Source organism: Amycolatopsis sp. NPDC114505 (assembly GCF_055633615.1).
The window spans coordinates 500,150-522,939 of sequence record NZ_JBVKDV010000003.1 but is presented as its reverse complement, the minus strand read 5'-3'; the positions used below and the strand labels follow the sequence as shown (position 1 = coordinate 522,939).

General features: G+C 71.8%; 23 protein-coding genes. 17 read left to right on the top strand and 6 right to left on the bottom strand.

Going from position 1 to position 22,790, the window contains the following annotated elements:
- Window positions 1-19: 19 nt before the first annotated feature.
- Together ACZ7OU_RS31605 and ACZ7OU_RS31600 are read right to left on the bottom strand one after the other, a co-directional pair.
- Window positions 20-913 (bottom strand): alpha/beta fold hydrolase, encoded by an 894-nt coding sequence (locus ACZ7OU_RS31605; protein ID WP_470244090.1) that lies wholly within the window; start codon window positions 911-913, stop codon window positions 20-22.
- On the bottom strand, window positions 913-2,235 hold the full coding sequence (locus tag ACZ7OU_RS31600) for a M20/M25/M40 family metallo-hydrolase (RefSeq protein ID WP_470244089.1): 1,323 nt from the start codon (window positions 2,233-2,235) through the stop codon (window positions 913-915). Before ACZ7OU_RS31600 ends, ACZ7OU_RS31605 begins: the two co-directional genes overlap by 1 nt.
- Window positions 2,236-2,375: 140 nt before the next feature.
- On the opposite strand from ACZ7OU_RS31600, the gene ACZ7OU_RS31595 reads away from it, so the two are divergent.
- Window positions 2,376-3,962 carry an AMP-binding protein gene (locus ACZ7OU_RS31595; protein ID WP_470258012.1) on the top strand — a complete coding sequence of 529 codons (1,587 nt, stop codon included), beginning with the start codon at window positions 2,376-2,378 and terminating at the stop codon, window positions 3,960-3,962.
- 13 nt (window positions 3,963-3,975) lie between these two features.
- On the opposite strand, the gene ACZ7OU_RS31590 is transcribed toward ACZ7OU_RS31595, so the two are convergent.
- Window positions 3,976-4,629, bottom strand: coding sequence for a GntR family transcriptional regulator (locus tag ACZ7OU_RS31590; protein ID WP_470258011.1), 654 nt, complete (start codon window positions 4,627-4,629; stop codon window positions 3,976-3,978).
- A 112-nt stretch (window positions 4,630-4,741) separates the two neighbouring features.
- Here ACZ7OU_RS31590 and ACZ7OU_RS31585 point away from each other — a divergent pair, with 112 nt between their 5' ends.
- The 12 genes from ACZ7OU_RS31585 (at window position 4,742) to ACZ7OU_RS31530 (ending at window position 16,777) form a co-directional block, all read left to right on the top strand.
- Window positions 4,742-5,497: an HpcH/HpaI aldolase family protein gene (locus ACZ7OU_RS31585; RefSeq protein ID WP_470258010.1), complete on the top strand. Its 756-nt coding sequence runs from the start codon at window positions 4,742-4,744 to the stop codon at window positions 5,495-5,497.
- Window positions 5,494-6,810 carry an MFS transporter gene (locus tag ACZ7OU_RS31580; protein WP_470258009.1) on the top strand — a complete coding sequence of 439 codons (1,317 nt, stop codon included), beginning with the start codon at window positions 5,494-5,496 and terminating at the stop codon, window positions 6,808-6,810. Before ACZ7OU_RS31585 ends, ACZ7OU_RS31580 begins: the two co-directional genes overlap by 4 nt.
- The gene (locus ACZ7OU_RS31575; RefSeq protein WP_470258008.1) at window positions 6,807-7,598 is read left to right on the top strand and encodes a carbon-nitrogen hydrolase family protein; all 792 of its coding nucleotides are present in this window, start codon (window positions 6,807-6,809) and stop codon (window positions 7,596-7,598) included. The genes ACZ7OU_RS31580 and ACZ7OU_RS31575 overlap by 4 nt, the downstream gene beginning before the upstream one ends.
- A gap of 69 nt (window positions 7,599-7,667) precedes the next feature.
- Window positions 7,668-8,534 (top strand): TetR/AcrR family transcriptional regulator, encoded by an 867-nt coding sequence (locus ACZ7OU_RS31570; protein ID WP_470258007.1) that lies wholly within the window; start codon window positions 7,668-7,670, stop codon window positions 8,532-8,534.
- Window positions 8,531-9,424, top strand: coding sequence for a beta-keto acid cleavage family enzyme (locus ACZ7OU_RS31565; protein ID WP_470258006.1), 894 nt, complete (start codon window positions 8,531-8,533; stop codon window positions 9,422-9,424). The genes ACZ7OU_RS31570 and ACZ7OU_RS31565 overlap by 4 nt, the downstream gene beginning before the upstream one ends.
- Window positions 9,417-10,346 (top strand): 3-hydroxyacyl-CoA dehydrogenase NAD-binding domain-containing protein, encoded by a 930-nt coding sequence (locus ACZ7OU_RS31560; protein ID WP_470258005.1) that lies wholly within the window; start codon window positions 9,417-9,419, stop codon window positions 10,344-10,346. Before ACZ7OU_RS31565 ends, ACZ7OU_RS31560 begins: the two co-directional genes overlap by 8 nt.
- Window positions 10,339-10,761, top strand: a complete 423-nt coding sequence (locus ACZ7OU_RS31555; RefSeq protein ID WP_470258004.1) for a thioesterase family protein — start codon at window positions 10,339-10,341, stop codon at window positions 10,759-10,761. The genes ACZ7OU_RS31560 and ACZ7OU_RS31555 overlap by 8 nt, the downstream gene beginning before the upstream one ends.
- A gap of 33 nt (window positions 10,762-10,794) precedes the next feature.
- Window positions 10,795-12,354, top strand: a complete 1,560-nt coding sequence (locus tag ACZ7OU_RS31550; protein ID WP_470258003.1) for an ABC transporter substrate-binding protein — start codon at window positions 10,795-10,797, stop codon at window positions 12,352-12,354.
- 1 nt (window position 12,355) lies between these two features.
- Window positions 12,356-13,312: an ABC transporter permease gene (locus tag ACZ7OU_RS31545; protein WP_470258002.1), complete on the top strand. Its 957-nt coding sequence runs from the start codon at window positions 12,356-12,358 to the stop codon at window positions 13,310-13,312.
- Window positions 13,309-14,202, top strand: coding sequence for an ABC transporter permease (locus ACZ7OU_RS31540; protein ID WP_470258001.1), 894 nt, complete (start codon window positions 13,309-13,311; stop codon window positions 14,200-14,202). Before ACZ7OU_RS31545 ends, ACZ7OU_RS31540 begins: the two co-directional genes overlap by 4 nt.
- Window positions 14,199-15,746 carry an ATP-binding cassette domain-containing protein gene (locus tag ACZ7OU_RS31535; RefSeq protein WP_470258000.1) on the top strand — a complete coding sequence of 516 codons (1,548 nt, stop codon included), beginning with the start codon at window positions 14,199-14,201 and terminating at the stop codon, window positions 15,744-15,746. The genes ACZ7OU_RS31540 and ACZ7OU_RS31535 overlap by 4 nt, the downstream gene beginning before the upstream one ends.
- On the top strand, window positions 15,743-16,777 hold the full coding sequence (locus ACZ7OU_RS31530; protein WP_470257999.1) for a serine hydrolase domain-containing protein: 1,035 nt from the start codon (window positions 15,743-15,745) through the stop codon (window positions 16,775-16,777). Before ACZ7OU_RS31535 ends, ACZ7OU_RS31530 begins: the two co-directional genes overlap by 4 nt.
- 26 nt (window positions 16,778-16,803) lie before the next feature.
- Here ACZ7OU_RS31530 and ACZ7OU_RS31525 read toward each other — a convergent pair whose 3' ends face one another.
- Window positions 16,804-17,811 (bottom strand): LacI family DNA-binding transcriptional regulator, encoded by a 1,008-nt coding sequence (locus ACZ7OU_RS31525; protein ID WP_470257998.1) that lies wholly within the window; start codon window positions 17,809-17,811, stop codon window positions 16,804-16,806.
- Window positions 17,812-17,991: 180 nt separating this feature from the next.
- Between ACZ7OU_RS31525 and ACZ7OU_RS31520 the strand changes: the two genes are divergently transcribed.
- Entirely contained in the window at window positions 17,992-18,972 is a 981-nt protein-coding gene (locus ACZ7OU_RS31520; RefSeq protein WP_470257997.1) for a hypothetical protein, read from the top strand.
- A gap of 122 nt (window positions 18,973-19,094) precedes the next feature.
- Window positions 19,095-20,285 (top strand): CaiB/BaiF CoA transferase family protein, encoded by a 1,191-nt coding sequence (locus ACZ7OU_RS31515; protein ID WP_470257996.1) that lies wholly within the window; start codon window positions 19,095-19,097, stop codon window positions 20,283-20,285.
- Here the strand turns inward: ACZ7OU_RS31515 and ACZ7OU_RS31510 are convergent.
- Together ACZ7OU_RS31510 and ACZ7OU_RS31505 are read right to left on the bottom strand one after the other, a co-directional pair.
- Window positions 20,270-20,728 carry a GNAT family N-acetyltransferase gene (locus ACZ7OU_RS31510; RefSeq protein WP_470257995.1) on the bottom strand — a complete coding sequence of 153 codons (459 nt, stop codon included), beginning with the start codon at window positions 20,726-20,728 and terminating at the stop codon, window positions 20,270-20,272. The two genes, ACZ7OU_RS31515 and ACZ7OU_RS31510, sit on opposite strands and share 16 nt — an antisense overlap.
- A gap of 4 nt (window positions 20,729-20,732) precedes the next feature.
- Complete coding sequence (locus ACZ7OU_RS31505) at window positions 20,733-21,488, bottom strand: HpcH/HpaI aldolase/citrate lyase family protein (RefSeq protein WP_470257994.1); 756 nt, start codon at window positions 21,486-21,488, stop codon at window positions 20,733-20,735.
- Between the two features lie 113 nt (window positions 21,489-21,601).
- Here ACZ7OU_RS31505 and ACZ7OU_RS31500 point away from each other — a divergent pair, with 113 nt between their 5' ends.
- Both ACZ7OU_RS31500 and ACZ7OU_RS31495 read left to right on the top strand, forming a co-directional pair.
- Window positions 21,602-22,429, top strand: a complete 828-nt coding sequence (locus ACZ7OU_RS31500; protein WP_470257993.1) for an NAD-dependent epimerase/dehydratase family protein — start codon at window positions 21,602-21,604, stop codon at window positions 22,427-22,429.
- Window positions 22,430-22,529: 100 nt separating this feature from the next.
- Window positions 22,530-22,706, top strand: coding sequence for a hypothetical protein (locus ACZ7OU_RS31495; protein ID WP_470257992.1), 177 nt, complete (start codon window positions 22,530-22,532; stop codon window positions 22,704-22,706).
- Window positions 22,707-22,790: the final 84 nt, after the last annotated feature.

The following is a 22,790-nucleotide window of genomic DNA, read 5'->3' as shown; positions in this document are numbered from 1 at the left end:
CTGCTGAAAAGAGAAGTTGTCAAGAACTCTCGTCTTGTCGGTGACTGGCGTTGACCATGGCGACGACCCGCGGCAGCACCTGCGCCGCGGCCTCCAGCGGCACGACGTGCCCGACGCCGGGCAGCACCACCGCCGTCCCGTCGGCGAGGCCGCCGGCCCACTGCTCGACGTCCGACGCGCGGACGATCCGGTCCCGCTCCCCCACGATCGCCGTCACCGGCAGGCCGCTGACCTGCGCCGAGGCCGAATCGCGGGCGTAGGCGTCCAGCGCCGGGCGGAACAGCGACACCGTGTGCGGCCAGTTGCCGCGGATCATCTTCACGGTCAGCTCGACCAGCTCCGGATCCGGGTCGTCACCGAACAGCCACCACCGCAGGCCCGCGCTCACCGCCCGGCTCGTGTGCTCCCGGACCACACCGAAGAGCTTCGAGCCGAGCACCGCTTCGAGGTCGCGGGCCAGCTTGCCCAGCGCGTTCGGCCACGTCGCCGAGACCTCGGTGGCCAGCGTCCCCGACGACGTCGCGAGCAGCACCAGCCCGGACACCCGCGCGGCGAACAACGCGGGGTGCCGCTGCGACAGCGACATGATCGCCAAGCCGCCCATGTCGTGGCCCACGAGCACCACCCGGCCGTCGGGGACCTCGCGCTCGAGCAGCTCCGCGAGGTCGTCGCCGAGCTGGGCCATCGTCGCGGTGCCGCGCCGCGCCCGCCCGGACCCGCCGTGGCCGCGCTGGTCGTAGGTCAGCACGGCCACCGGGCCGTCCGCCGCGTCCGGCACCAGCGGCGCGATCCGGCCCCAGCTGCGCTGGTCGAGCGCGTAGCCGTGGACGAACACCACGGTCACCGGCGCGCCCGGGTCGCCCCTGCGCACCACCTGCAGGGACGTGCCGTCGGCGAGCGCGAACGCGGTCATCAGCTGGTGCGCAGGAACCGGTCCAGCACGCGGGTGCCGAACTTCAGCGCCTCGACCGGGACGCGCTCGTCGACGCCGTGGAAGAGCGCCGAGAAGTCGAGGTCGGCCGGCAGCTTGAGCGGCGCGAACCCGAAGTTGCGGATCCCGAGGTCCTGGAACGACTTCGCGTCGGTGCCGCCGGAAAGCATGTACGGCAACGTCTTCGCGCCCGGGTCTTCGGCCAGCACCGCCGCGGTCATGGCGTCGACGAGAGCGCCGTCGAACGTCGTCTCGACCGGCGGGAGCTCCATCCACTCCTTCTCGATGTCCGGGCCGAGCAGCTCGTCGAGCTCGCGGTCGAACGCCTCGAGACGGCCCGGCAGGATCCGGCAGTCCACCGCGGCCTCGGCGACCGACGGGATGACGTTCGACTTGTACCCGGCGGTCAGCATGGTCGGGTTCGCGGTGTCGCGCAGGGTCGCGCCGATCATCCGGGAGATGTTGCCCAGCTTGGCGACCGAGCCCTCGATGTCGTCCTCGGGGAAGTCCCAGCCGGTGATCTCGGTGACGCCGGCGAGGAACTCCTTCACCGAGTCGGTCAACACGAGCGGGAAGCGGTGGTTGCCGAGCTTCGCGACGGCTTCGGCCAGCTTCGTCACGGCGTTGTCGCGGTGGATCATCGAGCCGTGCCCGGCGGTGCCGCGCACGCGCAGCTTCATCCAGCGGATGCCCTTTTCGGCCGTCTCGATCAGGTAGGCGCGGACGTCGTCCTTGAGCGTGATCGAGAAGCCGCCGACCTCGCTGATCGCCTCGGTGACGCCCTCGAAGAGCTCGGGGCGGTTCTCGACGAGCCACTGGGCGCCGAACTTGCCGCCGGCTTCTTCGTCGGCGAGGAAGGCGAAGACCAGGTCGCGCGGGGGCACGACGTTGTTCATCTTGTAGTGCCGGGCCAGCGCGAGGGCCATCCCGCACATGTCCTTCATGTCGACCGCGCCGCGGCCCCAGACGTAGTCGTCCTGGATCGCGCCCGAGAACGGGTGGACCGACCACTCCGAGGCGTCCGCGGGGACGGCGTCGAGGTGGCCGTGGATGAGCAGGCCGCCCCGGGACCGGTCGGCGCCTTCGAGCCGGACGATGACGTTGTGCCGGTTCTTTCCGCCCGACTCGACGTAGGTGATCTCGTAGCCGGCGTCGGTCAACTTCTCCGCGACGTACTCGGCCGCGGCCCGCTCGCCGACCAGCGTGTCGGGGTCGCCGGTGTTGGTCGTGTCGATGCGGATGAGCTCGCTGGTCAGCGTGACGGCTTCGGCCGCGGCGGCTTCGATCAGGTTCGGTTCGGTCACCGGCCATTCCTATCACCCGGACGGCCGCGGGCGCCGGTCACGCGCCTGCTGGGATCGTCACGGGGGCGGCCGGGTGTAACCGTGGTGAGATCGACGACGACTCACAACGGCCCATGGCCGCCGATCCGAGGAGGGCTTCCATGCCGGACCTGGCCTATGCACCCGCGGAGGACGCGGACTCCGTGCGCGAGCTGACCGTCGGTTCCCTCCTCCGTGACGCCGCCGAGCGAGCCCCCTCCGCGACTGCGCTGGTCGAAGGCGTCCCAGACCCGCAAGCACGGCGCCGCTGGACCTACTCGGACCTGCTGGCGGAAGCCGAAGAAGCGGCCCGGGCGCTGCTCGGCCGGTTCCAGCCGGGCGAGCGGGTGGCGGTGTGGGCCCACAACATTCCCGAGTGGGTGGTCCTCGAGATGGCGGCCGCGCTCGCCGGATTGACCCTGGTCACGGTGAATCCCGCCCTGCGCGAAGTGGAAGTCCGGCACGTCCTGAGCCAGTCGGAAGCGGCCGGGATCTTCCTGGTGCGGAGCTATCGCGACAACCCGATGGCCGAGACGCTCGCCCGAGTGCGTCCCGACCTCCCGCACCTGCGGGAGACGGTGCTGTTCGAGGACTGGGGGACGTTCCGCGCGTCCGGCTCCGCCACCGAAGCGCTGCCGGCCGTGAGCCCGGACGATCCGGCGCAGATCCAGTACACCTCCGGCACCACCGGGACCCCCAAAGGGGCGGTCCTGCACCACCGCGGCATCACCAACAACGCGTGGCTGTCCTACGCCCGGACCCTGGAGATGCGGCCGGGCGAAGCCTTCGTCAGCCCGATGCCGCTCTTCCACACCGCCGGCTGCGTGCTGGCCACCTTGGCACCGATCGCGTCGCTGGGCACTCAGGTCCTGCTGCCCTGGTTCGACCCCGGGCTGCAGCTCGAGCTGATCGAAGCCGAGCGCAGCACGGTGTTCGGCGGGGTCCCCACCATGCTGCTGGCCCTGCTGAGCCACCCGCGGTTCGCGACGACCGACTTCTCGTCGGTGCGCTTCGCCCTCGCCGGCGGCGCGACGGTCCCGCCCGAGCTGGTCCGGCGCGTCGAGTCCGCGGTGGGCGTGCCGATGAGCATCATCTTCGCGCAGACCGAGGCCTCGCCCGGGATCACCATGACCCGGCCGGACGACAGTCCCGAAGACCGGGCGGAAACGCTGGGGAAGCCGTTGCCCGGCTGCGAGGTCAAGATCACCGATCCCGCCAGCGGCGACGTCCGGGCCCGCGGCGAGATCGGCGAAGTGTGCACCCGCGGCTACCACGTGATGACCGGCTACTTCGGCCGGCCCGACCAGACGGCCGAGGCCATCGACCCGGACGGCTGGCTGCACACCGGTGACCTCGCCACCATGGACGACCGCGGGTACCTCCGCATCGAGGGCCGGGTCAAAGAGATGATCATCCGCGGCGGCGAGAACATCTACCCGCGGGAGATCGAGCACGTCCTGCTCGGCCATCCGGCCGTGCACGAGGTCGCCGTCGTCGGGGTCCCCGACCCCGTGTGGGGAGAACAGGTCGCGGCCTTCGTCCGGCTGGCGCCGGGCGAGACCGCCGGCGAACCGGAGCTCGACGCCCACGTGCGCGAGCACCTCGCGCCCCACAAAGCGCCCCGGGTCTGGCGTTTCGTCACCGAGTTCCCGCTGACCGGCTCCGGGAAGATCCAGAAGCACGTCTTGCGCGACCGATCGGGACTGTGAGGCCCGGCCGGGATCAGTCGCGGTCCAGGGCCGAGACCACTTCGGACACCGGGCGCAGGTGCTGGTTCAGCACCAGTGACGCCTCTTCGGCGTCGTGGGCGTCCAGCGCCGCCACCAGTGCGCGGTGCTCGGCGTCGATCACCGGCAGCCGCTCCGGACGGGCCTCCAGTGCCCGCACCGCGACGCGCTGCTGGCGCGAGCGCAGCGTGTCGTACAGCTCGGTCAGGACGCTGTTGCCCGCCGCGTTCACGATCGCGCGGTGGAAGGCGCGGTCCAGGCCCGACACCGCGAACCAGTCGCGGGCCTTCCCCGCGCGGTCCATCTCCTCGATCAGGCCGGCCATCTCCGCGGGCGCCCCCGCCCGGGCCGCGCAGACCTCCGCAATCGCGTGTCCCTCGATCAGCCGGCGGCTCTGGTAGACCTCCGCCAGCTCGCGCGCGGTCACCGTGCGAACCTGGGCGCCCTTGCGCGGCAGCAGGCTGATGAAGCGCTCGGCCTCCAGCCGGTGGAACGCCTCGCGCACGGGCGTCCGGGACACCCCGGTTTCGCCCGAGACCCACTGCTCGTCCAGGAACCGGCCGCCTTCGAGCTCGCCCGCGATGATCCCGTCGCGCAGCCAGGCGTACACGCGGTCCCGCGCCGGCCCGGCCGGTGCGCTGGTGGTCATGCCACTCCCCTCGTCGGCCGTCAGCTTAGCGCCTGGACCCGTAGATATCCATCGTGTATACACGGTGCACACAACGACCGGAGCTACCGTCGTGAGCGCGCAGGAGGTCCCCATGTCCCCAGTCCCCGCCGACCGGCGCTACGCCGTCTGGCTGTCCGACCCGTCGTTCGCGGCCGCCGAGATCGCCCGCGGGATCGGCTACGGCGCCGCCGTCCTCGACATCGAGCACGGCGCCTTCGACCTGGCCGACCTCGAGCGGTTCGTCCCGTTCCTGCGGGCGCTCGGGCTGGAGGTGCTCGCCAAGGTCCTCGGCCCCGAGCGCGGCCCGATCCAGCAGGCCCTCGACTTCGGCGCCGACGCCGTCGTCATCCCGCACGTCGAGAACGCGGCGCACGCCAAGGCCGTCACGGCGTTCGCGAAGTTCCCGCCACTGGGCGACCGCAGCTTCGCCGGCGGGCGCACGACCGGCTACCGCGGCTTCACCGACGAGTGGGTCGCCGAGCAGGACCGCCGCACGCGCTGCCTGCCGATGATCGAGGACGCCGGCGCGATCGAGGACATCCCCGAAATCTTCGCACTGGACACAGTGGACGGTGTCTTCGTCGGGCCGTCCGACCTGTCCCTGCGCCGCGAACGTGGGGCGTACACCCGAAAAGAAGGCGACTTCGCCGACCTGAAGCGCGTCGCGGACGCCGCCCGCGCGGCCGGGAAGCCGTGGGTGTTGCCCGCATGGAGCCGGGAGGAGAAGGAGTTCGCCCTTGCCCACGGCGCCGGGCAGCTCGCGCTCACCATGCAGCACGGCGCCCTCGCGGCCGGGCTCACCGCCGCCTTCGAGGAGACCACGTCGCTCGCGAAGGAGGCGCGATGACGACCGCGGTCCGCACTGCGACGCGGAAGAAGACCCGCTGGGCGATCGCCGGCGTGCTCGGCGTCGGCTCGTTCGTCAACTACGTCGACCGCGTCAACCTGTCCATCGCCGGGCCGGAGATGATGCGCGAGTTCCACCTGAGCGCGGCCCAGCTCGGCGTCGTCGCCTCGGCGTTCCTGTGGACGTACGCGGTGCTGCAGCTGCCGATCGGCGCGATCATCGACCGGATCGGCGTCCGCTGGGTGAACCGCGCGGCCGCCGTCCTGTGGGCCATCGCGTCGTTCCTGACCGCGGCGTCGGGCGGCCTCGGCCTGCTCCTGGTGTCGCGGCTGGTCCTCGGCTTCGGCGAGGCGCCGACCATCCCGGCGGGCTGGAAGGCGATCGGCCAGTGGTTCCCGCGGTCCGAACGCGGCCGGGCCACCGCGATCTTCGACGGCTGCGCCAAGATCTCCAACGTCCTGGGCATCCCGGTGATGGCGTTCCTCGTGACGGCGTTCAGCTGGCACGCGGCGTTCCTCTTCACCGGCGTCCTCAGCCTCGGGTACCTGCTGGTGTGGTGGCTGCTGTACCTGACGCCGAAGCAGGCCCTCGCCCGCGGACGGCTGTCCGCCGAGGAGTTCGCGTACCTGCGCGAAGGCGGCGCGGACGACGAAGACGCGCCCACACCGAACTCGCTCACCGGGCTCGGCCACCTGCTGCGCCGCCGCAAGACCTGGGGCCTCGCGCTCGGGTACGCGTCCTACACCTACGCCTATTACGTCCTGCTGACCTGGCTCCCGGGTTACCTGGAGAAGCAGTTCGGCGTGAAGCTCCTGGCCGGTGGCTTCTACACGATGATCCCGTGGCTGGTCGCCGTGCTGGCGCAGTTCCTCGTCGGCGGGATCGTGCTGGACCGCCTGATCGCTCGCACCGGCAACGAAACTAAGGCGCGCCGGATCGTCCTGGTCGTGAGCATGCTCGTCTCGCTGTCGGTGGCCGGTGCCGCCTACGCGGGTTCCGTGGCGACGGCGCTGGTGTTCCTGTCGATCGGTGCCGCCGGGCTCGCCGTGTCCGTGCCGGCCGGGTCGAGCATCGTCGCCGTCATCGCGCCCGAAGGCTGTTCGGGGACCCTCGGCGGGCTGGTCAACTTCGTCGCGAACATGATCGGCATCGCCGCGCCGATCGTGACCGGCGCCGTCGTCGACGTCACCGGGTCGTTCGCCGGCGCGTTCCTCGTCACCGGCGTGGTGCTGCTCGCCGGGATCTTCTGCTACACGGTCGTGCTCGGCAAGCTCGACCGCATGCCCGCCCCACCCCGGAAGGAATCCGCATGACGCACGTGGCCCTCGCGCAGTTCGCGCCCGGAGAAGACAAAGCCGCCAACCGCACGCTGATCGCGAAGCTCGCCGGCGACGCGGCCGAGCGCGGCGCGCGGGTCGTGCTGCTGCCCGAGTACGCGATGTTCACGGCGCCGGCGATGGACCGGCGGTTCGTCGACTCCGCCGAAGACCTCGACGGCGAGTTCGTGACGAGCCTCCTCGCGCTCGCCGCCGAGCGGGGCATCACGATCGTCGGCGGCATGAACGAGCGCCTCGACGGCTCGCACATCTCGAACACGCTCGTCGTCGCCGGCCCCGGCGGCTTGCAGGCGCTCTACCGCAAGATCCACCTCTACGACGCCTTCGGCTTCCGCGAGTCCGACGTCGTCCGCGCCGGGGAGATCACCGAGCCGGCGACGTTCGAGGTCGACGGCGTCCGCTTCGGCCTCCAGACGTGCTACGACCTCCGGTTCCCCGAGGTGACCCGCCGGCTGGCCGACGCGGGCGCGCAGGTCGTGCTGCTGCCGGCGGAATGGGTGCCCGGGCCGTTGAAGGAATACCACTGGAGCACGCTCGTTCGCGCCCGCGCGATCGAGAACACGCTCTACGTCGCCGCCGCGGGCCAGTCCGCGCCGACCGGGTCGGGCACCAGCATGCTCGTCGATCCGATGGGCGTGGTCGTCACCTCCCTCGGCGAACAGACCGGGGTGGCCGTCGGCGAGGTGTCGCCTGAGCGGATCGCCGAGGTACGGGCGAAGAACCCGGCGTTGGCATTGCGGCGGTTCACGGTCGCGCCGCGCTGATCTTGCGCTCCGACTGACTCATCAGTCAAGGATTGCGATTATCGCAATACAGGGTTACCGTCTCCTGGCATGGACGAGACCGCGGAGCTGCGGGACCGGGTCCGGGGGCTGGTCAAGGCCATGCCGGGGGCCCAGCGGGAGTTCGCCGCCGCGATCGGGCTCGACGAAACCAAGCTGTCCAAGGCGCTGAACGGCACCCGCCGGTTCTCGCCGCACGAACTGGTCCGCGTCGCCGAGCACTGCGGCGTCACGGTCAACTGGCTGCTCAACGGGAGCGACGACGCGGTCACCGTCACGGCGGTGCCCGCGCCGGCCACCCGCCTCGCGAGCGACGATCCCGACCACCTCGCCCAGTCCGAGCCGCGCCGCCGCATCCTCGAGACGGCGTGGACGCTGATCGCCGAACGCGGCTACCACAAGGTGCGCATCGCCGACATCGCCGAAGCGTGCGGCACGAGCACCGCCACGATCCACTACCACTTCCCCAGCAAGACCGAAGTCCTCAACGAAGCGTTGCGACGCAACGTGAAGCTCGCGTTCGACCGCCAGGTGGCGGAGCTGCATTCGATCGACGACGCGCACGAGCGGCTGTGCCGCCTGGTCGAGCTGCAGCTGCCGACCGACGGCGTCCTGCGCGCCGAGTGGTCCGTGTGGCTGCAGGTGTGGAACGAGGTCGCGCTCGACCCGTCGTTCCGCTCGCTCTACACCGATTCCATCGACCGCTGGTACCGCACGATCGCGATGACCATCCGCACCGGCTGCGAACAGGGCGTCTTCGCGGTGACCGACCCGGACACGGCGACCACCCGGCTGACCGCGCTGATCGACGGCCTCGGCATCCAGGTGCTGACCGGCCGCCCCGGCAGCACGGCCGAAACCATGCGCGACCACCTGCACGACTTCATCGAAAGCTCGATCGTCAAGGGAGGCTCATGAACCACGAGGTCATCGTCACCTGCGCCCTCACCGGCGCCGGGGACACCGTCGGCCGGAGCCCGCACGTGCCCGTCACGCCCGCGCAGATCGCCGCGAGCGCCGTCGAGGCCGCCAACGCCGGGGCCGCCGTCGTGCACATCCACGTCCGGGACCCCGAAACCGGGTCGCCGTCGCGGGACGTCGCGCTCTACCGCGAGGTCGTGCGGCTGGTGAAAGAGTCCGATGTGGACGTCGTCGTCAACCTGACCGCCGGGATGGGCGGTGACCTGGTCATCGACCAGGAAGACCCGCTCAAGCCGGTCGACGGCACCGACCTCGTGAACGCCATGGACCGGCTCCCCCACGTCGAAGAGCTCCTCCCCGACATCTGCACGCTCGACTGCGGCTCGCTCAACTTCGGCGAGGGCAGCCAGCTCTACGTGTCCACTCCGGACATGCTGCGCGCCGGCGCGAAGCGGATCCAGGAGCTCGGCGTCAAGCCCGAGCTGGAGATCTTCGACACCGGCCACCTCTGGTTCGCGTCCAAAATGGTCGAAGAGGGCCTGATCGACGCTCCCCCGCTCTTCCAGCTCTGCATGGGCATCCCGTACGGCGCGCCCGTCGACCCCGGGTTGTTGCAGGCCATGGTGAAGCTGCTCCCGGCCGGCGCGCAGTGGGCGTCGTTCGCCATCGGGCGGGACCAGATGCCGTGGGTCGCGCAGTCCGTGCTGCTCGGCGGCCACGTGCGGGTCGGCCTCGAGGACAACCTCTACCTCGCGAAGGGGGTCAAGGCGACCAACGGGCAGCTCGTGGAGCGTGCCGTCGGGATCGTCCAGGACCTCGGCGCCACCGTGGTAAGCGCTTCCCGTGCCCGCGAGATCCTCGGCCTGAAGGAGCGCGTCCATGCCTGAGACGGTCGCCTGCGTCGGCGCCGGCGTGATCGGCGGCGGCTGGGTCGCGCACTTCCTCGCCCGGGGCTTCCGGGTCCGTGCCTGGGATCCGGCACCGGACGCCGCGGCCAAGCTGACCAGGCTGGTCGACGCCGCCTGGCCCGCGCTCACCTCACTCGGCCTCGCCGACGGCGCGAGCCGGGACAACCTCGTGGTGGCACCCACTCTCGCCGAAGCGGTCGCCGACGCGACCTTCGTCCAGGAAAGCGCTCCCGAAGACCTCCCGCTCAAGCAGAAGCTTCTGTCCGAGATCGACGCCGTCACGCCGGCCGGGATCGTCATCGCCTCCTCGACGTCCGGCTACGGCATGACCGAGATGCAGGCCGACGCCGCGACGCCGGAGCGGCTTGTGGTCGGGCACCCGTTCAACCCGCCCTACCTCATCCCCCTGGTCGAGGTCGTCGGCGGCGAACGCACCGAGGCGTGGGCGGTCGAGCACGCGGCCGCGTTCTACCGGCGCGTCGGCAAGACCGTCATCACCATGGACCGCGAGGTCCCCGGCTTCATCGCCAACCGGCTGCAGGAAGCGCTGTGGCGCGAGGCCCTGCACATGGTCGCGAACGGCGAGGCCACGGTCGAGCAGATCGACACCGCCATCACCGACGGGCCCGGCCTGCGCTGGCCGGTCCAGGGCCCGATGCTCACCTTCCACCTCGCGGGCGGCGAGGGCGGCATGGCGCACATGCTCGACCACTTCGGCCCGTCGCTGAAGGCGCCGTGGACCCGCCTCGACGCTCCGGAGCTGACGACCGGACTCCGCGACGCCGTGGTCGAGGGCTGCGAAGACGAAGCCGGGGAACGCACGATCGCCGACCTGATCGCCGAGCGGGACCGGGCGATCATCGCCATCCAGCGCGCGGTCGAGGAGGCGCGCGATGGCTGAGCTGGCCTACCGCGACCGCGTCCGGCCGGAGTGGATCGACTACAACGGCCACCTGTCCGAGCCGTACTACGTCCTGGTCTTCGGCGACGCGACGACGCACCTGATGCACACCGTCGGTCTCGGCCCGGAGCACAGCGGTTCTTCGCTGTACACCGTGGAGGCGCACGTCCGCTACCTGCGGGAAGTCGGCCCGGACGCCGACCTGGACGTCACGACGGGAGTGCTCGGCGTCGGCGGGAAGAAGGTCCGGCTCTGCCACGAGATGCGCGTCGCCGGGGACCTCGTCGCCACCGAGGAGATCCTGGCGATCCACGTCACCGAGAGCAGAGCTTCGCCGCTCCCCGCCGTCATCGCGGAGCGGCTGCGCGGCTACCTCAACCCGGTCCCGGACTACGCGGGGCGCGCCATCGCCTGACCCGAACGCCCGCTCCCACCGGAAGTCCCCACCATGGCAGAGCGATGTAGTCCTTTCACCCGGCGCAGGTTCCTGGCCGCCACCGGGGTCGCCGTGCTGGCCGCCGGCTGCGGCACGACGTACGCCGCCCCGGTGCCGACCGGGCCGCCCCGCTCCGGCGGCCGGCTGCGGGTCGGCGTCACCGGCGGCGGCGCGTCCGACACCCTCGACCCGCACATCCCGGCGACCAACCCCGACATCGCGCGGGTCATCAACCTCTACGAGCCGCTCCTGCTCCGCGACCACGACTACCGCCTGCAGCCGGTGGTCGCGCAGTCGCTGACGTCGTCGCCGGACGCCCGGACGTGGACCGCCGTCCTGCGCGACGGCGTGAAGTTCCACGACGGCCGCCCGGTGACGCCGGCCGACGTCGTCGCCACCTTCAAGCGGATCATGGACCCGAAGGACCCCAAGAGCGGCGCGGCCGGGCTGACCATGCTGGCCGAGGTCGCCCCGAGCGGCGACCGGGCCGTCGAGTTCCGGCTGAGCACGCCGAACGCGGGGTTCGACGACCTGCTCGGCCAGTACTCGCTCGGCATCGTCCCGGCGGACTTCGACCTGAAGCGCCCGATCGGGACCGGCCCGTTCAAGGCGGGCTCGTTCACCGCCGGGCTGCAGAGCAGCTTCACCCGCAACGAGCACTATTGGCGGCCCGGCCAGCCCTACCTCGACGAACTGGTCCTGATCAACTTCGCCGACGACGACGCCCGCATCAACGCGCTGCTCTCGTCCCAGGTGGACGCGATCGACCAGGTGCCGGTGGCCCTGGTCGACGTCCTGCGCAGCGACCCGCGGATCGAGGTCCTCGCCGCCGAGACCGGCACGTGGCTGCCGTTCACCATGCGGGTCGACCGGCCGCCGTTCGACGACGTCCGGGTGCGCCAGGCCATGCGCCTGGTCGTCGACCGCGAGCAGATGATCAACCAGGTCCTCAGTGGACAGGGCAGGCTCGGCAACGACCTCTACGCGCCCTTCGACCCCGCCTACGCCAAGGAGCTCCCCCAGCGCAGGCAGGACATCGACGCGGCCAAGCGGCTGCTCGCCGAGGCCGGCCACCCGAGCTTGACCGTCGAGCTGGTCACCGCGCCGATCCAGGCGGGCGCGGTCGAAGCGGCGCAGGTGTTCCAGCAGCAGGCGAAGGCGGCGGGCATCACCGTCAAGATCCGCAAGCTCGACACCACGACGTTCTACGGCGAGAACTACCTGTCCTGGGACTTCGCCCAGGACTTCTGGTACACCCGCAACTACCTCCCCCAGGTCGCGAACGGCTCGCTGCCGAAGTCGCCGTACAACGAGACGCACTGGCAGGACCCGCAGTTCATCGATCTGGTCACCCGGGCCGGGTCCACTGTGGACCCGGGCGAACGTGCCGACCTGCTCGAACAGGCGCAGAAGATCGAGTACGAACGCGGCGGGCTGATCATCTGGGGCTTCGTCAACCAGGTCGACGCCCACCAGAAGTACGTCGCCGGGCTCGTCCCGGACCGCACCGGGGTCTCGCTGAGCGGCTACCAGTTCCGCACCGCGTGGCTCGGCACGAGCGGGGAGGCGTGAGATGACCGGACTGATCCTGCGCCGCCTGCTCGTCAGCGTCCTCGTGCTCTGGGTGGTGTCCCTGCTGGTCTTCGTCGCGACGCTGCTGCTGCCCGGCGACCCCGCGCGAGCCATCCTCGGCCAGCAGGCCACCCCCGAGCGCGTCGCGGCGCTGCAGCACCAGCTGCACCTCGACCTGCCGGTGTGGCAGCGCTACCTCGACTGGCTCGGCGGGCTGTTCACCGGCGACCTCGGCACGTCGACGTCCACCCAGGGCCCGGTGACGGCCCTGATCGGCGACCGGATCTCGGCGTCGCTGGTGCTGCTGGTGGTCGCCGCGGTGCTCGCCACCCCGCTCGGGCTCGGCCTCGGCACGTGGAGCTCGATCCGCCGCGACCGTGCCACCGACCAGGCGATCTCCGGGGTGAGCCTGGTCATCGCCGCGCTTCCCGAGTTCGTCATCGGCGTCGCGCTCGTCGTGCTGCTCTCCACGACGGTGTTCAAGATCTTCCCGTCGGTGACGATCACGCCGCCCGGCGAGGCGGTCTGGCGGCAACCCGCGCAGCTCGTGCTGCCGGTACTCACGCTCGTACTGGTCGTGACTCCGTACATCACGCGGATGATGCGGGCGACCATGAACGAGGTCCTCGACAGCGGGTACGTCGAGATGGCGCGGCTCAAGGGCGTGCGCGAGCGGACGGTACTCGTGCGGCACGCGCTGCCGCACGCGATCGGCCCGGTCGCGCAGGTCGTCGCGCTGCAGCTGGCGTGGCTCGCGGGCGGGGTCGTGGTCGTCGAGTTCCTGTTCCGCTACCCCGGGATCGGCCAGGCGCTGATCGACGCGGTCGCCAAGCGGGACGTCGCCGTCGTCCAGGCGATCACGCTGCTCATCGCGGGCGTCTACATCGTGGTGAACCTCCTCGCGGATGTCGTCGGCATCCTCGCCGACCCGAAACTGCGCACGGAGGCAGGCCGATGACCGCCGTCGAACTCCCCCGCACCGCCACCCCCGACGCGCCGCCGGCCCGCCCGGGCGGGCTCTTCCGCAGCGCGTGGACGTTCCCGCAGGCCAAGATCGGGGCGGCGCTCACCCTCGTCGTGGTGCTGATCGCCCTGCTCGGGCCGTGGCTCGGGCCGGTGCTGACCGGGCACACCACGACCGACTTCGCCGGGAAGCCGTTCAAGCACGACGGCGTCTTCGGCACCGACGGCCTCGGCCGCGACGTCCTGACCCGGTTCCTCGCCGGCGGGACGACGTTGCTGCTCTACGCTGTGCTCGCGACCGTGCTCGGGATCGTCCTGGGCGCGCTGCTCGGCATGGTCGCCGGGTACGGCGGCGGCCGGCTCGACAGCCTGCTGATGCGCGGCAACGACGTCCTGCTGTCGTTCCCGCAGCTGGTGATCGCGCTGCTCGCGATCGCGGTGATCGGGCCGGAGGGCTGGCTGCTCGTGCTGGTCATCGGGCTGACGCACGCCCCACGGACCGCGCGAGTGGCCCGGCAGGCGACCGTCGCCGTGCGCGGCCAGGACTACATCCGCGCGGCCGAGATGTACGCCGTGCCGCGGTCGCGGATCCTGCTGCGCGAGATCCTGCCGAACATCACCGGCCCGCTCATGGTCGAGATCGGGCTGCGGCTGACCTACTCGATCGGGTACATCGCGTCGCTGTCGTTCCTCGGCCTGGGCATCCAGCCGCCGTCGGCCGACTGGGGCCTGATGATCAACGAGAACCGGATCGCGCTGGTCGTCCAGCCCTGGGGCGTGCTGCTGCCGGTGCTGGCGATCGCCGCCCTCACCGTGGGAACCAATCTGGTGGCCGACGCGCTGGCTTCGGCCGCCGCCGGCCGGAAGCGGGAGGCCCGCGCATGAACGCCGCTCTCGAGGTCACCGGGCTCGCCGTGTCCACTGTGGCCGGGGTGTCCGTTCTGGACGACGTCTCCTTCGAAGTCGCACCCGGCGAGGTCCTGGCGCTGGTCGGCGAGTCCGGGTCCGGCAAGACCACCGCCGGGCTCGCCGCACTCGGCCGCTTCCGGCGCGGGCTCAAGGTGACCGGCGGGCGGATCACCGTGGGCGACACCGACGTCCTTTCGCTGGACGCCGGGGGCCGGCGACGGCTGCGCGGCAGCACCGTCGCCTACATCCCGCAGGACCCGGCGCTGTCGCTCAACCCCGCGTTGCGGATCGGGCGGCAGATCGCCGAGGTCCTCGAGACCCACGGGTTCCCGGGTTCGGTCGACGAGCGCGTCGGCTCGGTGCTGGCGGAGGTCGGGCTGCCGTCGGACCCGGCGTACCGGCGCCGCTACCCGCACCAGCTCTCGGGCGGGCAGCAGCAGCGCGTCGGCATCGCGATGGCGTTCGCGTGCCGGCCCGCCGTCGTGGTGCTCGACGAGCCGACCACCGGGCTGGACGTCGTCACGCAGGCGCTGGTCCTGAAAACGATCCGGGCGCTGACCGCCGAGCACGGCGTCGCGGCGCTGTACATCACCCACGACCTCGCGGTGGTCGCCGAGATCGCCGACCGCGTCGCGGTGATGTACCACGGCTCGATCGTCGAGTGCGGCCCCGCGTCGTCGGTGCTGCGGACGCCGTCGCACGCCTACACGCGCCGCCTCCTGGACGCGGTGCCCGACCCGGACGCGGCTTGCGTACCGCCGCCGCCCGAAGATCCGGTGCTCGCGGCGCGGGACGTGTCCGTCTCCTATGGACAGAACGTGGTGCTGCGCGGCGTCGACGTCTCGGTCGCGCGCGGCGAGTGCCTGCTGCTGCTCGGCGAGTCCGGCTCCGGGAAGACGACGCTCTCGCAGTGCATCGCAGGACTGACCGCGTCTTACGGTGGGACGGTCTCGCTGGCGGGTACCGGACTGGCGGTGTCCACGCGGCACCGGACGGACGAGCAGCGGCGCCGGATCCAGTACGTGTTCCAGAGCCCGTTCTCCTCGCTCAACCCGCGTAAGACGGTCGCGCAGTCGATCGAGGTGCCGTTGACGCGGCTGACGTCGATGTCGCGTTCCGAACGTCGCGCGCGGGTCGCCGAGGTGCTCGACCGGGTCCGGCTCGGGCGCGCGCTGGCCGACCGGCTGCCGGACCAGCTCAGCGGCGGCGAGCGCCAGCGGGCCGCGATCGCCCGCGCGCTGGTGACCACCCCGGACGTGCTGGTGTGCGACGAGGTGACGTCGGCGCTGGACGTCTCCGTGCAGGCGACGATCGTCGAGCTGCTGGGCGAGCTGCGCCGGGAGCTGGGGATGGCGATGCTGTTCGTGACGCACAACATCGCCCTGGCCGGCGAGGTCGCCGACCGGATCGCGGTGCTGCAGGGCGGCGCGATCGTCGAGGAGGGTCCGGTCCGGACGGTGCTGGACGCGCCATCGCACGCGTACACGCGCGAGCTGCTGGCCGCGACCCCGCGCCTGTGAAGGGTGCGGTGGCGCCGGGGTTCGAGCCGGTGCGCGACGCGTTCGCGTCGGTGCTGGCCCGGACCGACGGCGGAGCGGCGTTCAGCGTCGTGCGCCGGGGCGAGGTCCTGGCCGAGCTGTGGGGCGGGCCGGGCTGGACGCGGGACACGCTGGTCGTGCTGTTCTCCGGTACCAAGGGCGTGGTGGCCACGGTGATGGCGCTGCTGGGGTTCGACCCGTCGGCGCCGGTGTCGCGATACTGGCCGGAGTTCTCCGCGGGGGACGTTTCGCACGTGCTGTCCCACACCGTGGGCCTGCCGTACGTCGAGGCGGAGGTGTCCTTTCTGGACAACCGGGCTTGTGCGCTCGCCTTGGCTTCGCAGCGTCCCTTGTGGACGCCGGGTTCCCGGGTCGCCTACCACGCGGCGACGTACGGCTACCTGTGCACGGAACTGATCCGGCGGGCGACGGGCCGTTCCGCGGGGTCGGTCGTGCGTTCCTTGCTGGGCGAGTTCGACATCCATCTCGGCACACCGGCATCGGAGGACCACCGCGTCGCGCGGTTGACACGGTCGCCGGACTACCGGATCAGCACGTTCCTGCACGACCCCGTCCGGCGCCGGATCGTGGAGAAGATGTACCGCGGGCTGCTGGAGCCGGCCACGATCAACTCTCCGGAGTATCGGAGGGCAGAGCTGGCGGCGGGCGGCGCGACGGGCACGGCGGCGGCGATGGCCCGGCTGTACGACCGGATCTGCTCGGGGCTGGTCCCGGCTCCGGTCCTGGCATCGGCGACGTCGACGTGGTCCTCGGGCACGGACGCGATCAACGACCGCCCGGTCCGCTTCGGCCTGGGGTACGAGCTGGCCGACTCGCTGGGAACGTACGGCCCGGCGAAGGTGGCGTTCGGCCATTCGGGAGCAGGCGGCGGCCGGCACGGGGCGTGGCCGGAGGAGGAACTGGGGTTTTCGTTCACGACGAGCGAGTTGCAACCCGAGGACACCGACCTGCGAGGCTCGCTCCTGCTGGAGGCCCTGGCCGACTGCCTCTGACCCGGGCGTCGCCCGCCCGCGCCGGCTCAGGCGATCGTCGCGATCGTCTCCCCCGCCACCGGTGGGCACGTCAGCAACCGGTGCGGCGACGGCTCACCCGCCCTCGGCTCGACCAGCGACGCCAGCAGCCGCACCGCCGCCCGCCCGAGTGCCCGCCTCGGCACCTCGAACCCGCTGATCTCCGGCCCCGTCACCCCACCAGGAGGCCGGCCCAAAACCGCCAGCGAGACGTCGCCAGGCACCGAGATACCGGCCTCGTCCAGGGCCCGCCACGTCGCCTGGAACACCGCGCCCGTGTCGGTCTCCTCCACCACCAGCGCCGTCACGCCGTCGTCGAGCCAGCCGCGGAACACCTCCGGGGAAAGATCCACGCCGACCGTGCGGGTCACCGTCAACGACAGTCCCGCGTCGGCCGCCGCCGCGCGGACTCCGCGTTCGCGGTCCCACGATGACGGCGCGTCGTCCGGCTCGCGCAAGTACCGCACGCGCCGGTGGCCCGCCCGCGCCAGCCGCGTGATCACCTCCGCCGACGCCGACACGTAGTCCGCTCCCACGTGCGGGATGCGGCCGCCCAGTTCCGTCCGGCGTCCGATGTAGACGATCGGGAAGCCGGCGGCCAGCAGGTCGGCGATCGCGTCCACCGGGACGTGCCGGCCGAGGAACAGGCAGCCGTCGGCCAGCCGGGTGCGGCGGATCCGGTCCGGTGCCGCGCTCGACGCCGTGAACATGATCAGGTCCTTGCCGAGTGCGGCCGCCTCGGCCTCCACCCCCGCCAGGATCGGGTAGTACGCGTCGGCGATGTCCGGGAACGCCGGCGTGAACGTGTACACCCCGAGCAGGTTGTTGCCCGAAGCCGCCAGCCGCGACGACGTCGGGTCGGGCACGTACCCCAGCCGTTCGGCCGCCTCCAGGACCCGCAGCCTGGTCCCCTCCGACAGCCGGACCCCGGTGCGGTTGCCGCCCAGCACCACCGACACCGTCGCCTGCGAAACCCCGGCCACGCGGGCGATGTCGGCCTGCCGGACCTTGCCCATCGCCACCTCGCCGGGAGTCAGCTGATCCGATTCAGCGTGCGTGCCCCCGCGGGGACCGTCAACCGTTTTGCCCGAAACACCAGCAAACCTGTCCCGACCGTACTAATACGTATTACTCCATTGACCACGCCGTCGGACGCGTGCCACCGTCGCCGGACACGAGACCTCGAAGGAGCGGTCATGACCCTCACCCGACGCGGCCTGCTGGCCGGCGCGGCCGCGCTCGGCGCCGGCGCCCTGATCCCGGCACCCGCCCTCGCCGCCCCCGCCGGCTTCCCCGGCTACCGGTACCAGCGGCTCGCGCTCGTCAAGAGCAAGCTGCGCTACAACCCGACCGGCGAGCTGATCTTCCCGTGCGTCCGCGGCACGAAGGACCGCATCCCGAACGCCCTCGGCGCGTACTACCTCTACTACGCGCCCCACGACGCCCCGGGCGGGATCTGCCTGGCCTACGCGAACTCCCTCGACGAGGAGTTCACCGAGTACGCGGGCAACCCGATCATCAAGAACTCCTGGCCCGGCGAGTACTCCGTCAGCCACGTCTCCTCCCCGCACGCGCTGTGGAACGACGACGTGAACCGGATCTACCTGTACTTCCACGGCGAGAACACCGTCACGCGCCTCGCCAGCTCCGCCGACGGCATCCACTTCACCTACGAGAAGGAGGTCCTGTCCACGCGCCTGCAGCCCGCGGGCACCACCGAGACGTCCTACGCCCGGGTCTTCCGCCAGGACCTGCCGTCGAAGAACGCCCGCTACGTCATGGTCTTCATGCTCAACAACACCACGAACCACCGCGACATCGGCTGGGGCTGGTCGCCTGACGCGCTGAACTGGACGTTCTCGCAGACGCCGCTCGTGCGCCACACCGACGTCGGCGCGAACGACATCGGCGGCCCGCACCTGCTCTACCGCAACAACAGCACCTACGTCGTCTACAACACCGACATCGCGCACGGCGGGAAGCTGATGATCACCGAGGTCGGCAACGACTTCTCGAAGCGCACCCACCTCGGCACTTTCCACACCCCGCTCGCCGGCGCCCCGGACAACGGCCGGTCCGCGGCCCCGAGCTTCGGCACCTACCAGGGCCGCGAGTACATGATCTACGAGGCCGGTGAGCGGCTGGCCGGGAACATCGCCATCGCCCGCGCGGTCTGACTGTGCCGTCGGTTCCCGATCCGACGGCAGCCACGGCGGAAACAGTTGCCTCGTGCGGATCGGCGGCGGACCGTGTCGCCTACTTTCGGTCGGATCGGGAACTGGGGTGGCAGGATGCGGCCATGCGCTCCCTGCCCCTCGGTTTGCCCCTCGACGGCGTCACGGTCGTGTCCTGCGAACAGGCGGTCGCCGCGCCGCTGGCCACCCGGCACCTGGCCGACCTCGGTGCCCGGGTGCTCAAGATCGAGCGCCCGGGCACCGGCGACTTCGCCCGCGCGTACGACGAAACGGTGCACGGCCAGTCCAGCCACTTCGTCTGGCTGAACCGGTCCAAGGAGAGCGTCACGCTCGACCTCAAGAGCGACGCCGCGGGCCCGGTCATGGCGGCGCTGCTCGACCGGGCCGACGTGTTCGTCCAGAACTTCGCCCCCGGCGTCGCCGAGCGGCTCGGGCTCGGTGCGGCGGCCCTGCGCGCCACCCGGCCCCGGCTGATCACCTGCTCGGTGTCGGGCTACGGCTCGAGCGGGCCGTACCGCGACGCGAAGGCGTACGACCTGCTGATCCAGTCCGAAGCCGGCCTGGTTTCGGTGACGGGGTCCGAGGCCGAGCCGGCCAAGAGCGGCATCCCGGCGGCGGACATCGGCGCCGGGATGTACGCGTTCTCCGGCATCCTTTCCGCGCTCTACGACCGCGAACGCACCGGGCAGGGCACCGAGCTGGAGGTCAGCCTGTTCGACTCGCTGGTCGAGTGGATGGGGTTCCCGCTCACCTACGCCGGCTACGGCGGCACTCCCCCGCCGCGGACCGGCACGAGCCACCCGGCGATCGCGCCGTACGGCACCTTCGCCACGGGTGACGGGACCGAGCTGGTGCTGGCGGTGCAGAACGAGCGCGAGTGGGCGGCGTTCTGCGAGCACGCCGTCGAGCGGCCGGAGTGGGTGACCGACGAGCGGTTCGCCACCGGCAGCGCCCGCGTCGCCCACCGCCCGGCCCTGGAGCGCGAGATCGACGCGATCTTCGCCAAGCTGACCGGCACCGAGCTGGAGGAGCGGCTCCGCGCGGGCCGGATCGCGCACGCGCGCCGTCGCGAACTGCCCGATGTCCTGACCCACCCGCAGCTGACGGACCGCGACCGCTTCGCGGACGTCTCGACGCCGGGTGGGCCGATCCGGGCCACGCTGCCGCCGATCACGGTGCCCGGCCGCACGCCGCGGATGGACCCGGTGCCGGCGCTGGGCGAGCACACCGACGCCGTGCTGGCCGAGTTCGGGTTCGACGCGGAAGCGCTGCGGCGAGGTCAGGGCGGCGGGTAGCGCAGGGCGATCTTGTGCGGCCGCGGGCGGCCGGTCTCGACGAAGCCGATCCGTTCGTAGAAGATCTTCGCGCGCTTGTTGAAGTCGAGGACTTCGAGCACGACGGCCTGCCCGCGCGACGCCGCTTCGGTGACCAGGCTCAGGACGACGTGCCCGCCGAAGCCGCGGCCCTGGTACACCGGGTCCAGCTCGATCCGGCCGAGGACGACGTCGGTCCCGGTGTCTTCGACCGTCAGCGCGCCGGCGTCGTGGCCGTCGACGGTGATGATCTGCGTGTGCTCCGCGTCGAAAGTCTTCTCGTGGAGCTCGCGTTGCGCCGCCTCGTCCCAGCCCCAGATCGCCTCGACGTACTCGCCGAGCGCGCTGCGGTGCAGCTGGAAGCAGAACTCGTCGTCGCCGGACCGGAGCCGGCGCAGCGCGACCTTGTGCGTCTTGCGGACCATGCGCTCAGTCTCCCAGGATCCGCCGGGCCCGGGCGAGCACGGGCTTGTCCACCATCCGGCCGTCCACAGTGGACGCCGACTCCCCCGCTGTGAGGACACGGCGCGCCCACTCCCGCTCGGCTTCCGTCGGCGCGAATCCGGCTCGGACCGGCGAGATCTGGCGCGGATGAATGCACAGCTTGCCGCCGAAGCCCATGCGGCGCGCGTAGCGGACGTCGGCCTCGAGCGTGGCGTCGTCGCGCAGATCGGTGGTGACGCCGTCCACCGGCGGCGCCAGCCCGGCGGCCGCCGACGCGATCACCAGCCGCGAGCGCGCGTAGGCGAACGGCTCCGGGTCTTCGGGCGCGACGCCGAGCTCCGCGGCCAGGTCGACGCTGCCGAACGCCAGGCGCGTCACCGACGGGACGGCGGCCAGCTCACCGGCGCGTTCGACGCCGCGCGCGGTCTCGACGAGGGCCACGACGTCGCGGAAGCCGGCGAGCACCCGGGGCGTCTCGGCTTTCGGGACCACCACCGGGATCCCGCGGGCGGTGACCAGAGCGGCGTCGGCCTCGAACCAGGGCGTGCCCGGGGCGTTGATCCGGACCATGGCCTCGTGGTCCTCGAGCCACGCTTCGACGTGGGCGCGCGCGGAGTCCTTGTCCGCCGGGGCGACGGCGTCCTCGAGGTCGAGGATCACGACGTCGGCACCGCTCGCGGCGGCCTTGCCGAAGCGGTCGGGGCGGTCGCCGGGGACGAACAGGAACGTGGTCGCGGGCACGGCGCCAGCGTAATGCTCTGCGGGTATCAGAGCGACCGGAAAGGGTCTTGGACGCGGGGGCTCGTGGCGCCGAGAGTCGGAAGGGAACCACCACGACCACGAAAGGTCCCACGATGAAGGTCTTCCTGACGGGCGGCTCCGGGTACGTCGGCCGTCCGACGGTCCGGGCGCTCACGCGGCACGGTCACGAAGTGAGCGCCCTGGCCCGCAGCGACGCTTCGGCGCGGGTGCTCGCCTCACTGGGCGCGTCCCCGGTCCGCGGCGACCTGACCAGCCTGTCCGTTCTCCGCACAGCAGCTTCGGCCGTCGACGGCGTTATACACCTCGGCCAGCACTACGGCGACGACACGGCGGAGGTCGATCTCGCGGCGGCGGAGGCGATGCAGTCGGGCCTGGGCGACCGCGGGCCGTACGTGCACACGGGCGGGGTCTGGGTTTACGGCGACACCGCGGGCGTCGTGGACGAGGACGCGCCGCAGAACCCGCCGGCGATCACGGCGTGGCGCCGGGCCAACGAGGAACGCGTGCTGTCCCACGGCGGGCACCCGGTGCTGGTGATGCCCGGCCTGGTGTACGGCCTCGGCGGCGGGCTGATCGACACGTTCTTCCGGGCACCGGTGCCCCTCATCGGCGACGGCGAGAACCATTGGGCGCTGGTCCACGCGTCCGACATCGCCGAGCTGTACGCGCTGGCCCTGCAGGCGCCGCCGAAGTCGGTGTACGCGGGGGTGAGCGGGCAGAACGTGCGGCTGACGGACATCGTCTCGGCGCTCGCGGCCGGCGGCCCGATCACGCACCTCAGTCTCGCCGAGGCGGTGGAGCGGATGGGCCCGATCGCGGAGGCGTTCGCACTGGACCAGCAGCTGACCCCGGCCCGGGCGCGCCGCGAGCTGGGGTGGACGCCGCGGCACCTGGACGCACTGAGGGAATTGCGCGGGTAAGGGATCGCGGCGGCCCCGGAAGCACGCGATCACCCGATGCGGCGGCGGTCCCCTCAGGATGAAAGTGGGGTTCCTCGGAAGAACGACGTGAGGAACGGCCATGCGAGGCGACTGGATCTACGACTGGGTGCGGGTGGAGATGGAGTACCGGGCGGGGCCGCCGCCGGCGGCCCGCGCACCCCGCCCGGCACCCCGGCATTGGGCGGCGTTGTGGGCAGGGCTGTTCACGAGCCACCGCGCCGAGGTGCGACACAGGAGTTCCCCGGCCGGCTGCTGACGGCGAGGGGCAGATTGTCCGGGCGAGCACGGAGGAACCACACCGCGACGGCTGGCCGCCCGCGCGCGGCAGCCACCCCCCGGC